The 281-nt window shown below is 48.8% G+C and carries 1 protein-coding gene and 1 pseudogene; both read left to right on the top strand.

Annotated elements, in window-relative coordinates; all coding sequences use genetic code 11:
- Nucleotides 1-17: 17 nt before the first annotated feature.
- Nucleotides 18-122, top strand: a pseudogene (locus RTW80_RS28940) (type II toxin-antitoxin system RelE/ParE family toxin); the annotation flags it as partial.
- A 10-nt stretch (nt 123-132) separates the two neighbouring features.
- On the top strand, nt 133-281 hold a 149-nt coding region (locus RTW80_RS28935), incomplete at its 3' end, for a helix-turn-helix domain-containing protein (RefSeq protein WP_312721550.1).

Here is a 281-nt window from a genome sequence, read left to right as displayed (position 1 = left end):
CTCCGTTGAAGGGATAGTCCTCTATCCGGGTAAACAGACAATACAGGCTTGTATTTCGCTGGTCAGAGGGAAAAGCAGACGATCTCTATCTCTCTCCACACAAGTACACGCAACACAAGTGAGGCATCACCTATGACACTTCAACAGGCACTCCGCAAACCCACCACGCCGGGCGAGGTGTTGCAGTATGAGTATCTTGAACCGCTCAATCTGAAAATCAACGATCTGGCAGAGATGCTAAATGTACACCGCAATACCGTAAGCGCGTTGGTCAATAACAA

Origin of the sequence: Escherichia sp. AM3 (assembly GCF_032029835.1) — a bacterium.
In the GTDB taxonomy this organism is placed as follows: Bacteria; Pseudomonadota; Gammaproteobacteria; order Enterobacterales; family Enterobacteriaceae; genus Escherichia; species Escherichia coli.
Note: the sequence above shows the minus strand (reverse complement) of the source record. Positions and strands in the feature narration are given on the sequence as shown.